The sequence below is a fragment of the Streptomyces fagopyri genome (genome assembly GCF_009498275.1).
Lineage (GTDB): Bacteria > Actinomycetota > Actinomycetes > Streptomycetales > Streptomycetaceae > Streptomyces > Streptomyces fagopyri.
This window is the reverse complement of sequence record NZ_CP045643.1, coordinates 7,494,707-7,507,917: the sequence shown is the minus strand read 5'-3', so window position 1 is coordinate 7,507,917 and position 13,211 is coordinate 7,494,707. Positions and strand designations below refer to the sequence as shown.

General features: G+C 70.7%; 14 protein-coding genes. All 14 read right to left on the bottom strand.

Translation table 11 applies throughout. The features are described 5' to 3' along the window. Positions 1-192: 192 nt before the first annotated feature. Positions 193-741 (bottom strand): adenine phosphoribosyltransferase, encoded by a 549-nt coding sequence (locus tag GFH48_RS32505; protein WP_153291652.1) that lies wholly within the window; start codon positions 739-741, stop codon positions 193-195. Then, the gene (gene secF, locus GFH48_RS32500) at positions 738-1,856 is read right to left on the bottom strand and encodes a protein translocase subunit SecF (protein WP_153291651.1); all 1,119 of its coding nucleotides are present in this window, start codon (positions 1,854-1,856) and stop codon (positions 738-740) included. The genes GFH48_RS32505 and secF overlap by 4 nt, the downstream gene beginning before the upstream one ends. Position 1,857: 1 nt before the next feature. Then, entirely contained in the window at positions 1,858-3,627 is a 1,770-nt protein-coding gene (secD, locus tag GFH48_RS32495; RefSeq protein WP_153291650.1) for a protein translocase subunit SecD, read from the bottom strand. A 142-nt stretch (positions 3,628-3,769) separates the two neighbouring features. Continuing rightward, positions 3,770-4,270: a preprotein translocase subunit YajC gene (yajC, locus tag GFH48_RS32490; protein WP_153291649.1), complete on the bottom strand. Its 501-nt coding sequence runs from the start codon at positions 4,268-4,270 to the stop codon at positions 3,770-3,772. 163 nt (positions 4,271-4,433) lie between these two features. Continuing rightward, on the bottom strand, positions 4,434-5,504 hold the full coding sequence (gene ruvB / locus GFH48_RS32485; RefSeq protein WP_153291648.1) for a Holliday junction branch migration DNA helicase RuvB: 1,071 nt from the start codon (positions 5,502-5,504) through the stop codon (positions 4,434-4,436). A 78-nt stretch (positions 5,505-5,582) separates the two neighbouring features. Next, entirely contained in the window at positions 5,583-6,191 is a 609-nt protein-coding gene (gene ruvA, locus GFH48_RS32480; protein ID WP_153291647.1) for a Holliday junction branch migration protein RuvA, read from the bottom strand. Further along, positions 6,188-6,781, bottom strand: a complete 594-nt coding sequence (ruvC, locus tag GFH48_RS32475; RefSeq protein WP_153291646.1) for a crossover junction endodeoxyribonuclease RuvC — start codon at positions 6,779-6,781, stop codon at positions 6,188-6,190. The genes ruvA and ruvC overlap by 4 nt, the downstream gene beginning before the upstream one ends. 130 nt (positions 6,782-6,911) lie before the next feature. Then, positions 6,912-7,664, bottom strand: a complete 753-nt coding sequence (locus GFH48_RS32470) for a YebC/PmpR family DNA-binding transcriptional regulator (protein ID WP_153291645.1) — start codon at positions 7,662-7,664, stop codon at positions 6,912-6,914. Positions 7,665-7,740: 76 nt separating this feature from the next. After that, positions 7,741-8,343, bottom strand: a complete 603-nt coding sequence (pdxT, locus tag GFH48_RS32465; protein ID WP_153291644.1) for a pyridoxal 5'-phosphate synthase glutaminase subunit PdxT — start codon at positions 8,341-8,343, stop codon at positions 7,741-7,743. 12 nt (positions 8,344-8,355) lie between these two features. Then, positions 8,356-9,279, bottom strand: a complete 924-nt coding sequence (gene pdxS / locus GFH48_RS32460) for a pyridoxal 5'-phosphate synthase lyase subunit PdxS (protein ID WP_153291643.1) — start codon at positions 9,277-9,279, stop codon at positions 8,356-8,358. A gap of 428 nt (positions 9,280-9,707) precedes the next feature. After that, complete coding sequence (locus GFH48_RS32455; RefSeq protein ID WP_153291642.1) at positions 9,708-10,253, bottom strand: LemA family protein; 546 nt, start codon at positions 10,251-10,253, stop codon at positions 9,708-9,710. Between the two features lie 105 nt (positions 10,254-10,358). Next, positions 10,359-11,519 (bottom strand): glycosyltransferase family 4 protein, encoded by a 1,161-nt coding sequence (locus GFH48_RS32450; RefSeq protein ID WP_153291641.1) that lies wholly within the window; start codon positions 11,517-11,519, stop codon positions 10,359-10,361. Beyond that, the gene (locus GFH48_RS32445) at positions 11,516-12,442 is read right to left on the bottom strand and encodes a phosphatidylinositol mannoside acyltransferase (RefSeq protein WP_153291640.1); all 927 of its coding nucleotides are present in this window, start codon (positions 12,440-12,442) and stop codon (positions 11,516-11,518) included. Before GFH48_RS32445 ends, GFH48_RS32450 begins: the two co-directional genes overlap by 4 nt. After that, positions 12,439-13,158, bottom strand: a complete 720-nt coding sequence (gene pgsA / locus GFH48_RS32440; protein WP_153293219.1) for a phosphatidylinositol phosphate synthase — start codon at positions 13,156-13,158, stop codon at positions 12,439-12,441. Before pgsA ends, GFH48_RS32445 begins: the two co-directional genes overlap by 4 nt. Positions 13,159-13,211: the final 53 nt, after the last annotated feature.

The window sequence follows — 13,211 nt, the reverse complement described above, 5'->3', positions numbered from 1 at the left end:
AGACCCCATGGTAGCGATCCTCGGCGCCGGGCTCGCTTTCGGCCGTGGGCACGGTCCGTACAGGGAGAACGCGAGAGGCGGGCGCCGGATTCCTCCGGGCCCGCCTCCGGCGGTGTCCTACGGGTGTCCCAGGCTTTTCGTGAAGCCTTCCTGGACCTTTCCTGAGCCTTTCCGGGGCTGTACCCGGGTCGCTCAGATCTGGAGGAGTGCCTCCAGCGGAGCGTTCCCGAGAGCGGGCTCCAGGCGGCTGCGGCCGCCGAGGAAGCCGAGCTCCATCAGCACGGCGACGCCCGAGACCTCGGCGCCCGCCCGGCGGACGAGCTGGAGCGAGGCCTCGGCGGTGCCACCGGTGGCGAGGACGTCGTCGACGACCAGGATGCGGTCGCCCGCGTCCAGGTCCTCGGCGTGCACCTCGATCTCGGCGGAGCCGTACTCCAGGTCGTACGTCTGCGACAGGGTCGCTCCGGGGAGCTTGCCCGCCTTGCGTACGGGGATGAAGCCGAGTCCGGCACGGACCGCGACCGGGGCGCCGAGGATGAATCCGCGGGCCTCCAGGCCGACGATCTTCGTCGCCCCGGTGCGGACGGCGATCTCCGCGAGCGCGCCGGTGAGCGCCTCGAAGGCCACCGGGTCGGCCAGCAGCGGGGTGATGTCCTTGAACATCACGCCCGGCTCCGGGTAGTCGGCCACGTCGCGGATACGGCTGAGCAGCAGCGTGGAGACGTCCGTCAGTTCGGTCATCGGCGCTTCCCCGAAGGTCGGCCGCGGCCCCGGTTGCGGGGCGCGGGCTGGTTGCGCGGGCCGACGACCGCCGGAGTGGCGTCGTCCTCGTCGTCGTCGAGCGGGACGGCCGAGGCCGGGGCGTCCAGGGGTTCACCCTTCGCGGCCGCCTGGGCGCGCTTGGCGAGGACCCGCTTCCTGAGCGCCTTCATCTGCGGCTCGCGCTCCTTGAGGTCGGCGACGAGCGGCGTGGCGATGAAGATCGAGGAGTACGCACCGGCCGCGAGGCCGACGAACAGGGACAGCGAGATGTCGTTCAGCATGCCCGCGCCGAGGACGCCACCGCCGATGAACAGCAGGCCGGCGACCGGCAGCAGCGCGACCACCGTGGTGTTGATCGAGCGGACCAGGGTGCCGTTGATCGAGCGGTCGGCGATCTCGCTGTACGTGTAGCGGGTCTGTTTGGTGATGTCCTTCGTCTGCTCCTTGAGGCTGTCGAAGACGACCACCGTGTCGTAGAGCGAGTAACCGAGGATCGTCAGCAGACCGATCACCGTGCCCGGGGTGACCTCGAAGCCGACGAGGGCGTAGATGCCGACCGTGATGGTGATGTCGTGGATCAGGGCCACCAGGGCGGCCACGGCCATGCGCCACTCGAAGGCGATCGCCAGGTAGATCACGACGAGGACCATGAAGATCGCCAGGCCTTCCCAGGCCTTGTTGGCGATCTGGTCACCCCAGCTGGGACCGACCAGGTCCGCGTTGATGTTCTCCGAGTCGACCTTCAGGTCCTTGGCCAGCTGGTCCTTGATCTGGCCCGACTTGTCGGTGTCGATGCCCGCGATCTGGATGCGCAGGCTGCCGTCGCCGAGCTTCTGCACGATGGCGTCGTGACCGGAGGCGTCCTGCGCGTACGTCTCGGCCTGGGTCACCGAGGACGTCATGTGCTTCTGCGTCGTGAAGACGGCTCCGCCCTGGAACTCGATGCCCATGTTCAGGCCGCGCACCGTCAGGCCGAGGATGGCCGTGATGGTGATCAGGATCGAGATGGCGTACCAGATCTTGCGCTTGCCGACGAAGTCGTAGCCGATCTCACCGCGGTGGAGCCGGGCGCCGAGGGTGCCGAGTTTCGACATCTCACGCCTCCTTCGTGTCGACGGGGGCGGACGCGCGACGGGTGCGGCGCAGCGGCGGCTGGGCGCCCAGCCTCTTCGGGTCGAGTCCGGACCAGCTGTGGCCGCTCGCGTAGAACTTCTTGCGGGCGAGGATCGTCATCAGCGGCTTGGTGAAGAGGAAGACGACGACCACGTCGAGCAGCGTGGTCAGGCCGAGCGTGAACGCGAAGCCCTGGACCTTGCCGACGGTGACGATGAAGAGCACCGCGGCGGCGAGGAACGACACGAAGTCGGAGACCAGGATGGTGCGCCGGGCGCGCGGCCAGGCACGCTCGACGGCCGGGCGCAGGCTGCGGCCCTCGCGGATCTCGTCCCGGATGCGTTCGAAGAACACGATGAACGAGTCCGCCGTGATGCCGATCGCGACGATGGCACCGCAGACCGCCGGCAGGTTCAGCGCGAACCCGATGGCGGGGCCGAGCAACGCCATGAGCACGTACGTGAGGATGGCGGAGACCATCAGGGAGGCGATGGCGATGATCGACAGACCCCGGTAGTAGACCACCAGGTAGATGATGACCAGGCCCAGGCCGATCGCGCCCGCGATCAGACCGGCGTGCAGCTGCTCGCCGCCGAGGGCCGCCGTCACGGTGGTGACGCTCGCCGCCTTGAAGGTGAGCGGCAGCGCGCCGTACTTCAGCATGTTGGCCAGGTCCTGCGCCTCGGTCTGCGTGAAGCTGCCGGAGATCTCCGCGTTGCCGCCGGTCAGCGCCTGGCTGACGTACGGGTCGGAGACGACCTCACCGTCGAGGACGATGGCGAACTGGTTCTGCGGGGACTGGTTCTTCGCGAGCTTGCCGGTGATGTCGGCGAACTTCTTGGAGCCACCGGACGTGAAGTCCATGGTGACCTTCCAGCCCGCGGCGCTCTGGGTGTCGAAGACGGCCGCGGCGCTCTTGATGTCCGTGCCGGAGACCTCGGCCGGGCCGAGCACGTACTTCTGCCACTGGCCCGAGGAGTTCTGGCCACAGGCCACCGTGGGGTCGGTGGCCTTGACACCGTCACCGGCCTTGGCGCGGACGGCCTTGTCGGTGCAGTCGAGCGCGGCGTACTGGGCCTGGAGCTTGGCGGTCGCGGGGTCGACGCTGCCGCTCGGCGTCGGCGTGGCGGCGGTGGAGGCCGACGATTTCGCCGAGGCGCTCCCGGACGGCGTGGCGTCGGCCTTCAGGGCGTCGGTGACCGCACGGCCCTGGGAGGTCGCCGTGGCCGACGGGGTCGCGGAGCTCGACGAGGTCGCCTTGCCGGTCGCCTTGTCGGTCGCCTTGTCCTTCGAGGAGTCGCTGCTGGAAGCGCTCGGCGAGGGGCTTGCCTTCGCGGCCTTCCCGGAGACCTCGGTGACCAGCACCGGGCGGAAGTAGAGCTTGGCGGTGGTGCCGACCTGCGCCAGGGCCTGCTTGGAGTTCGTGCCCTTGGGGATATTGACGATGATGTTGCGATCGCCCTGGGTCTGGACCTCGGCCTCGGAGACACCAAGACCATTGACACGGCGGTTCATGATGTCGACCGCGGTGTTCATGTTGGTCTTGTTGATCGCGTTCGGCTGGCCCGGCTCGTTCTTCGCCTCCAGCGTGATGCTGGTGCCGCCGGCGAGGTCGATGCCGAGACGCGGGGTGGAATGCCCGGAGAGGAACATCCCCCCGGTGAGCGCCACGATGGCGATCAGGATGAGGGCAAGCGAGCGCCCCGGCCTGCTCTGGGCACTCGCGCTCCGGCCCTTCTTCGGTGCTGCCACCTTCTCGTACTCCCTCTCGGGCCGCCTCGCGCGGGGTCAGCGCGTGGGCGGCCATGACATGGTGTCGGGACTCCGTGCGACAGAGGCACATCCCTGGGGTTCACGGGGCGCGAGCGGATCGCGCCGTGTTCCCCCGGGGATGCTACTTCGCGCCGGACTCGCCGTCGGTCTTCTTCGGCTCTGCTGCGTCGCCCTCGGCCGGCTTCACGTCGACGGGCTCGTCCGCGGCGTCCTTCTTGCCGAGGTCGATGGGCTTGTCGTCGGAGGCGTCGGAAGAGGCGTCGGCGGCGGGCTCGTCGGTCTCGGTGAGGGAGGAGGCGTCGTCCGGGACAACCGAGCCGTCGGCCTCGAGGTCGTGCTCGATGCCGTGGACGATGCGGTTGTACTCGTCGTCGGTGAGGACGGCGCCGATCGAGTTCTTCGCGAAGAGGAGGTCCACGCCGGGGCCCGCGTCAAGAAGGACCGAGTCTTCGTTGACCTCCTTCACCGTGGCGTACATGCCACCGATCGTGCGCACGCCGGAGCCGGGCTGCAGCTCGTTGCGCATGGAAGCAGCCTGCTGCTGCTTCTTCTTGGCAGACCGGGTCATCAGGAACATGGCCCCGATGAGCACGATGAACGGGAGGAGGGTCACGAGACTCACGGGTCGGAACTTCCTTCTTCGACCGCGATGGTGAGCGGCCTGCTGGATGGGGGTATGCATGACGCCGACTAGGGCGGCATCGGCGGAGTCTAAGCGAGTCCGCACTCAGGGAACAACGCTCAGCATGGCACCGGGGTTCCTGACCCCGCGAGTGCCCGCGCCGTCACGCCCCGAACAGGTCCCCTTGTCCGTTTCCCCCCATGGTCCGCTGGGGCGGGGTGAGACCGAGATGGGCCCATGCCGCCGGAGTCGCGACGCGGCCACGGGGCGTACGGGCGAGCAGTCCCTCGCGCACCAGGAAGGGCTCGGCGACCTCCTCCACGGTCTCCCGCTCCTCTCCCACGGCGACCGCGAGCGTGGACAGCCCGACCGGGCCGCCGCCGAAGAGCTTGAGCAGGGCCTCCAGGACTCCTCGGTCCAGGCGGTCGAGACCTCGGGCGTCGACCTCGTAGACCTTCAGCGCGGCGGCGGCGATCTCGCGGGTGATGATGCCGTCGGCCTTGACCTGCGCGTAGTCCCGGACCCGGCGCAGCAGGCGGTTGGCGATACGGGGGGTGCCCCGGGAACGGCCGGCGATCTCGGCCGCGCCCTCGGCGCCGATCTCGACGTCGAGGAGATGTGCGGAGCGGTGGATGACGCGCTGGAGCTCGGCGGGCTCGTAGAACTCCATGTGCGCGGTGAAGCCGAAGCGGTCGCGCAGCGGGGGCGGCAGCAGTCCTGCCCGGGTGGTGGCGCCGACCAGGGTGAACGGCGGCAGCTCGAGGGGGATCGCGGTGGCCCCCGGGCCCTTGCCGACGATCACGTCGACGCGGAAGTCCTCCATCGCCATGTAGAGCATCTCCTCGGCGGGCCGGGACATGCGATGGATCTCGTCCAGGAAGAACACCTCGCCCTCCTGGAGCGAGGAGAGGATCGCGGCGAGGTCCCCGGCGTGCTGGATGGCGGGGCCACTGGTGATGCGGATGGGGGCGCCCATCTCGGCCGCGATGATCATCGAGAGGGTGGTCTTGCCGAGGCCGGGGGCGCCGGAGAGCAGGACGTGGTCGGCGGTGGCGCCACGGGCGCGGGCGGCGCGCAGTACGAGGTCGAGCTGCTCGCGGACCTTCTCCTGGCCGATGAACTCGTCCAGGTCCTTGGGCCGCAGGGCCGCCTCGACGGCCTGGTCCTCACGGTCGGCGGACGCGCCGACGAGCCGGTCGGCGGCTGTCTCGTCGGTCGTGTCGTCCCAGTTCATTGCGTGTGCCTCGCGGTGTGGTGGTGGTCGGCCGGTGGGTCGGTGGGCGCCGGTCGGGCCGGGCGGTGGGCCGCCGGGTCAGCGGGCGCGGTTGAGGGTCTGCAGGGCGGCCTTCAGGAGCCTGCCCACCTGGGGTGCGCCCTCCTCGGCCTCGGCCTGCGGGGCGACCGCGGAGACCGCCTCGTCGGCCTCTCGGGTGGAGTATCCGAGGCCGATCAGCGCGGCGTGCAGCTGCTCGCGCCAGCCGGTGCTGACCGGGGCGCCGATCCCGGTGCCGGTGCCGAGCGGCGCGCCGAGCCGGTCCTTGAGCTCCAGCAGGAGTTTCTGGGCTCCCCGCTTGCCGATGCCGGGGACGGCGGTGAGTGCCTTCTCGTCACCCGTGGCGATCGCGCGTCGCAGGGCGTCGGGGGTGTGCACGGCCAGCATGGCCTGGGCGAGGCGTGGACCGACACCACTCGCGGTCTGCAGCAGCTCGAAGGTCCCGCGCTCGTCGTCGTCCGCGAAGCCGTACAGGGTCAGGGAGTCCTCGCGGACCACCAGGGAGGTGGCGAGCCGGGCCGGCCGGCCGGTGCGGAGCGTGGCGAGGGTGCCCGGAGTGCACTGGACGGCGATGCCGATGCCGCCGACCTCCACCACCGCCGAGTCGGGGGCGAGGGCGGCGACCGGGCCGCTGACGAAGGCGATCATGCGGTACGGCCTTTCGATGCGTGGTGCGGTGCGGCCTGCGACGCAGCTCGCGCCGCGTGCGGGGCGGCCGCCTGCTGGAGTCGGTTCTGCGCGACGGCCTGCTGGAGTCGGTTCTGGGCGGGTGCGCGCCAGATGTGACAGATCGCCAGCGCGAGGGCGTCGGCGGCGTCGGCCGGCTTGGGCGGCGCGTCGAGCCTGAGCAGCCGGGTGACCATCGCCCCGACCTGGGCCTTGTCCGCGCGTCCGTTGCCGGTGACGGCGGCCTTGACCTCGCTCGGGGTGTGCAGGGCGACGGGGATGCCGCGCCGGGCGGCACAGAGCATGGCGACGGCGCTGGCCTGGGCGGTGCCCATCACCGTACGGACGTTGTGCTGGCTGAACACCCGCTCCACCGCGACGCATTCGGGCGCGTACTCGTCGAGCCACCGCTCGATGCCCTGCTCGACGGCGACGAGGCGCAGGCCCAACTCGGCGTCCGCGGGGGTGCGTACGACGCCGACACCGCGCATGGTCAGGGGCTGGCCCGCGACTCCTTCGACCACGCCGACACCGCATCGGGTCAGCCCCGGGTCGACACCCAGTACCCGCACCCCGGTCCCCCTTCGTCGATCTCCCCCGGTCACCCGCGGGTGACAGCTGTTCGTGCAGGCTATCGGGTGCCACTGACAAAGCGACGGGCCGACGGGGTGTGTCCCGTCGGCCCGTTCGGCTGTCGGCGGCTCAGGCGTCGACCTTCTCCATGACCTCGTCGCTGACGTCGAAGTTGGCGAAGACGTTCTGCACGTCGTCGCTGTCCTCGAGCGCGTCGATCAGCTTGAAGATCTTCCGGGCGCCGTCCTCGTCCAGTTCGACCTGCATGGTCGGGACGAAGTTGGCGTCAGCGGAGTCGTAGTCGATCCCGGCGCCCTGGAGTGCGGTGCGCACGGCGACCAGGTCGGTCGCCTCGGAGATGACCTCGAAGGACTCACCGAGGTCGTTGACCTCCTCGGCACCCGCGTCGAGCACGGCGCCCAGGACGTCGTCCTCGGTCAGTTCGCCCTTGGGGACGATGACGACGCCCTTGCGGTTGAAGAGGTACGACACCGAACCCGGGTCGGCCATGTTGCCGCCGTTGCGGGTCATGGCGACGCGGACGTCCGAAGCGGCGCGGTTACGGTTGTCGGTGAGGCACTCGATGAGCACCGCGACACCGTTCGGGCCGTAACCCTCGTACATGATCGTCTCGTAGTCGGCGCCACCGGCTTCGAGGCCGGCGCCACGCTTGACCGCCGAGTCGATGTTCTTGTTCGGGACCGAGCTCTTCTTGGCCTTCTGGATGGCGTCGAAGAGCGTCGGGTTGCCGGACACGTCGGCGCCGCCCGTGCGGGCCGCGACCTCGATGTTCTTGATCATCTTCGCGAAGAGCTTGCCGCGCTTGGCGTCGATCACGGCCTTCTTGTGCTTCGTCGTAGCCCATTTAGAGTGGCCGGACATCTGCCTGTCTCCTTCGCGTAACCCATCCTGTACGAACGCCCCCACGCTTCAAGAGCCTGGGGACCCCCAGATCCTACTAGGAGCCGGGTGTCCGGTTCGCGCGCACCATGTCGACGAACAGGCCGTGCACGCGGTGGTCTCCGGTCAATTCCGGGTGGAAGGACGTGGCCAGCGCGTTGCCCTGGCGCACGGCGACGATGTGACCCTCGTGCGTGGCCAGCACCTCGGCCTCCGCGCCCACGGACTCGACCCAGGGGGCGCGGATGAAGACGCCCTCGACGGGATCGCCGTCGACGCCCTCGACGTCGACCGCCGCCTCGAAGGACTCGTTCTGGCGCCCGAAGGCGTTGCGGCGCACGATCATGTCGATGCCGCCGATCGTCTCCTGCCCCGAGCGCGGGTCGAGGATCTTGTCGGCGAGCATGATCATGCCGGCGCAGGTGCCGTACACGGGCATGCCGTCGCGCACACGCGCGCGCAGGGGCTCCATCATGCCGAACAGGTGGGCCAGCTTGGAGATGGTCGTGGACTCGCCGCCGGGGATGACCAGGCCATCCACCTCGGCGAGTTCCTCGGGGCGCCGCACCGCCCTGGCCACGGCGTCGGCCGCGGCCAGGGCGATGAGGTGCTCCCGTACGTCACCCTGGAGGGCCAGGACGCCTATGACGGGGGTGCTCATGAGTGGTCTGTCCTACCAGCCGCGGTTGGCGTAGCGCTCGGCCTCGGGGAGGGTGTCGCAGTTGATGCCGACCATGGCCTCGCCCAGGTTGCGGGACGCGTCCGCGATGATCTTCGGGTCGTCGTAGAAGGTGGTGGCCTTCACGATGGCGGCGGCGCGCTTGGCCGGGTCACCGGATTTGAAGATGCCGGAGCCGACGAAGACGCCCTCGGCACCGAGCTGGCGCATCAGCGCCGCGTCGGCGGGAGTGGCGACGCCGCCCGCGGAGAACAGGACCACCGGGAGCTTGCCGAGTTCGGCGACCTCCTTGACGATCTCGTACGGGGCGCGCAGTTCCTTGGCCGCGGCGTACAGCTCATTGTTGTCGTAGCCGCGCAGCCTGGCGATCTCGTTCTTGATCTGGCGCAGGTGGCGGACGGCCTCGACGACGTTGCCGGTGCCGGCCTCGCCCTTGGAGCGGATCATGGCGGCACCCTCGGCGATACGGCGCAGGGCCTCGCCCAGGTTGGTCGCACCGCAGACGAAGGGGGTCGTGAACGCCCACTTGTCGGAGTGGTTGACCTCGTCGGCCGGGGTGAGGACCTCGGACTCGTCGATGTAGTCGACGCCGAGGGACTGCAGGACCTGGGCCTCGACGAAGTGGCCGATGCGGGACTTGGCCATGACGGGGATCGAGACGGCTTCGATGATGCCCTCGATCATGTCCGGGTCGGACATCCGGGCCACGCCGCCGTCCTTGCGGATGTCGGCCGGGACCCGCTCCAGGGCCATGACGGCGACGGCGCCCGCGTCCTCGGCGATCTTCGCCTGTTCGGGGGTGACGACGTCCATGATCACGCCGCCCTTGAGCTGCTCGGCCATGCCGCGCTTCACTCGGGCGGTGCCGGTCGCCGCGTTGTCTTCGGGGCGGGCGGGGGTGGGGAGCGTGCTGGACACGGGTTGACCTCACTCGGTGAAAGAGGGTTTCTGCAGCACCGAGGTAACGGGAGTGGACCAGTCCACTGCAAGGGCCAATGGGGACCCGGTGGCTCATTTTTCGCCTCCGCCGCCCCTACCCGACCCATCCTCCCCCTGGAGGCTCCGCCCCCAGACCCCCCGCCAAGGGGCTGCCGCCCCCCTGGACCCCGGCCATCGCCCGAAGGGCTCGTCCTCAAACGCCGGACGGGCTGAAGGTGCGCGCCCGCGCCGGATGGTTCGGCATCGGCTCCGGGCATCGACCTCGCGGCGCCGCCCGGGCCCTCAGCCCGTCCCGTGTTCGAGGACAAGGCCCTTGAGGCCGACGCGGGGGTCCGGGGAGCCCTCAGGGACGGCGAGGCGGGGGCGGGCCCCGGTGGTGGGCCGGGTCGGCCGGCGGAGTCCGTGGGTCAGGTGGTGGGCCGGTCGGCCAACGCGGTGGGCGGCTCGTCGTCCATCTCGAACGCCATCGGGAACCGCGCGTGACCGGCCAGCCGGAACCACCGCACCTTGCGATGCCTCCGCAGCGCCCGCGCCGCCCGCACCGCGTCGTTGTGGAACCGCCGGGCCATCGGCACCCGTCGCACCGCCTGCGCCAGCTCACTCGCCGCCGCGTCCCCGCCCGGCGCCTCCCGCACCGCCTCGACCTGCTGCACCTCTCCGAAAACGGCCCGCAGGGCCTGGCTCAGCTCGCTCTCGGCGACCTCACGCTGTTCCTCCTCCGCCTGTCTGGCCGCATGCGCCGCCTCGTACAGCACGATCGAGGCGGCCGGGTCGAGCACCCCGGAGGTGGCCAGTTCCTGGGCGACCGAGGCACGGCGCAGCAGCTGCGCGTCGAGTGCGGCGCGCGCGGCGTCGATCCGGGCGTGCAGCCGGTCGAGACGCCCCGCGGTCCAGCTCAGGTAGAGGCCGATCGCGGCGAGGCCGACGAGGATCCAGATCAAGGTTGCGGTCACGGGCCGCAAGGCTACTCGGGCGTGGTCACCCGTCCCTCACGTCCCCCGCGCGCGGGTCCGCCGCGGAGAGGGGCGTCCGCGCCGTCCTGCGCCACTCCCCCGCACTCACTCCCGCGCCAGTCCGAACCGTGCCCGCAGCCCCGTCCGTTCGTCCGCCGCGACCGCCGCCGCCCCGTCCGTCACCGTCTCGTACACGGACAGGATGTCGGCGCCGACCGTGGACCAGTCGAAGCGCCGTACGTGAGCGCTGCCCCGGACCCGCAGTTCGGCGCGGCGCTCGGGGTCGCCGAGCAGGCGTACGGCGGATGCGGCCAGCGCGTCGGCGTCCTCGTTGGCGAACAGTTCCCCGGCCGCCCCCTGGTCGAGCACCTGCGCGAACGCGTCGAGGTCGGAGGCCAGCACCGGCGCCCCCGCGGACATGGCCTCCACCAGGATGATCCCGAAGCTCTCGCCCCCGGTGTTGGGTGCCACGTACACGTCGACGCTGCGCAGGAAGCGGGCCTTGTCCTCGTCGCTGATCATGCCGAGGAACTCGACGCGGGAGCGCATCTCGACGGGCAGCGACTCGACGGCCTCCTCCTCGTCGCCCCGGCCGGCGACCAGGAGTCTGGTCGCCGGGCGTTCGGCGAGGATCTTGGGGAGCGCCTTCATGAGGACGGGCAGGCCCTTGCGGGGTTCGTCGATGCGGCCGATGAACCCGAGGGTGTCGCCCTGCCACTCCTGCTGGGGCTTGGCACGGGCGAAGAAGTCGACGTCGACGCCGTTCGGGATGACGACCGCGTCGCCGCCCAGGTGTTCGACGAGGGTGCGTCGCGCGTACTCGCTCACGGCGATCCGCGCGCTGATCTTCTCCAGCGCGGGTTGCAGGATCGGGTACGCGGCGATCATCGCCCGGGAGCGCGGGTTGGAGGTGTGGAAGGTGGCGACGATGGGTCCCTGCGCGGCCCAGCACGCGAGCAGTCCCAGGGACGGCGAGGTCGGTTCGTGGATGTGGATCACGTCGAAGGTGCCGTCGTGCAGCCAGCGCCGTACCCGGGCCGCCGACAGGAAGCCGAAGTTCAGGCGTGCCACGGAACCGTTGTAGGGCACCGGCACCGCGCGGCCCGCCGAGACGACGTACGGCGGCAGGGGTGTCTCGTCGTCCGCGGGGGCGAGGACGGAGACCTCGTGGCCGAGGCGGATGAGGTGCTCGGCGAGATCGCGGATGTGGAACTGGACGCCGCCCGGTACGTCCCACGAGTACGGGCAGACGATGCCGATCTTCACGGCCGCTCCCCGTCGGACGGTTCGGGGCGGGGCTCCAGGTCGGCGAGCCACAGGCGCTGAAGCATGTGCCAGTCCTCCGGATGGTCGGAAATACCCGTGGCGAAGGCATCGGCCAGCGCCTGTGTCATGACAGACGTCTTCTCGGCCCGGGTACCTGTCTCGGGGACCTCGACGGGGGGATGCACACGACCCCGCATCACGGGAGAGTCGTCGTACCAGAGTGTCACCGGCAGGAGCAGCGCGCCGGTCTGCTGGGCCAGCAGCGCGGGGCCCGCGGGCATCCGGGTGGCCTCTCCGAAGAACTTGACCTCGACGCCGGACGCGGACAGGTCGCGTTCGGCGACCAGGCAGACCAGGCCCCCGTCGCGCAGCCGCCGGGCCAGGGTGCCGAACGCGGTGCCGCCGCTGTGCGGGAGGACCTCCATGCCGAGGCCCTCGCGGTAGGCGACGAAGCGGTCGTACAGCGATTCCGGCTTGAGCCGCTCGGCCACGGTGGTGAACGGCGTCTCCAGCTCGGTGGTGACCCACGCGCCCGCGAGGTCCCAGTTGCCCATGTGCGGGAGGGCGAGGATGACGCCCCGGTCGGAGGCGATGCCGTCCCTCAGGTAATGCGCGTCCCTGGGGTCGAAGCCCGTCCGTACGCGTTCCCGGCTCCAGGCGGGAAGCCGGAAGGACTCCATCCAGTAGCGCAGGTACGAGCGCATGCCGGCCCGCGAGAGCTCCGCGAGCCGCTCCGGGCCCGCGTCGGGCACGACGCGGGCGTAGTTGCTCTCCAGGCGCAGTACGCCCTTGCCGCGTTTGCGCCAGGCGAGGTCCGCGACGGTGCGGCCGAGGCGCACGGCGACCGGCTCCGGGAGCGTCTTGACGGCGCTCCAGCCGAGCGCGTACGCCCCGTCCACCAGCCTGTCCCGGAGGCTGGTCACGACGGGGCCCCGCTGCTGTGCGAGGCGGCCGCGTCGGCCTCCTCGGACTCACGGCGCACCGTGACGACGCGCTGGACCAGCGTCACCAGGCTGCCGACGGCGACGATCCAGAGGGCGACGGGCAGCAGCCACTGGATGCCGGGCACCCCGAACTTGTGCAGTCCCGCGAGGCCCGCCGCGACCAGCGAGATCACCAGGCGTTCGGCGCGCTCCACCAGACCGTTGACGGCGACCGGCAGACCGATCGACTCGCCGCGGGCCTTGGTGTACGAGACCACCTGGCCGCTGGCCAGACAGAAGATCGAGACGGCGCAGAGCACGTTGTTGTCGCCGTTGCCCGCGTACCAGAGCGCGAAGCCGCCGAAGACGGCACCGTCGGCGACCCGGTCGAGCGTGGAGTCCAGGAAGGCCCCCCACCGGCTGGAGCGGCCGAGCTGGCGCGCCATGTTGCCGTCGACCAGGTCGGAGAAGACGAAGAGCGTGATGACGATCGTGCCCCAGAAGAACTCTCCCCGGGGGTAGAAGACCAGCGCGCCCGCCATCACTCCGGCCGTGCCCAGGAGGGTGACCGTGTCGGGGCTCACCCCCCGGCGGATGAGAAACGCGGCGAACGGTGTGAGGACACGCGTGAAGAATGCACGCGCGTACTTGTTCAGCATGGCCTTCCCGAGGTTCGGTGTCGCCGGGCGGCCCCTGCTGACCCCCGGCTGGCCCATCGTAGTCACGCGCGCGCATGTGCGACGGTCGGGCACCCGCACCCCGTGTCACG